Genomic DNA, 454 nt, shown 5'->3' on the forward strand with positions numbered 1-454 from the left:
CCGCCACGTCGGCATCCACTTCGACGCCGTACGGGCCATCGGCCTGCTCGGCGAGGAAATCGCGTACGAGGTCATGCAGTTCACCGACTTCCAGGCCGGGCCCATCGTCCGCTCCGGCATCGGCGAGCGGAGCATGTACTTCCTGCCCGCGCCAGGGACCGCCGCCGAGCACCGGTGGCCTCCCGGGGTGGAGGCGATGAGCCGGAGTGCCCGGGGCGGCGCGCTCGGCGGCCAGTTCGGCCTCGGTCTCCGCCGGCTCGGCGGACGCGTGGTCGTCGGAGCCGTGGTCGTGGGCGTGCTCGTGGTCCTGGGCGGCGCCGCCGCGGCCCCGCTTCCTGGACTTCTTGCCGCCGCCACCGCCGCCGGCGGACGTCGGCTGCTCCATGTGGACGATGACGCCGCGGCCGTTGCAGTGGACGCAGGTCTCGGAGAAGGACTCCAGCAGCCCCTGGCC

Annotated in this window: 1 protein-coding gene; it reads right to left on the reverse strand. The window is 74.0% G+C overall.

Going from position 1 to position 454, the window contains the following annotated elements:
* Window positions 1–454: hypothetical protein (locus BTA51_RS30580; protein WP_210404958.1), on the reverse strand; the 454-nt coding region annotated here is incomplete at both ends.

The sequence above is a fragment of the Hahella sp. CCB-MM4 genome, from assembly GCF_002260525.1.
In the GTDB taxonomy this organism is placed as follows: domain Bacteria; phylum Pseudomonadota; class Gammaproteobacteria; order Pseudomonadales; family Oleiphilaceae; genus Hahella.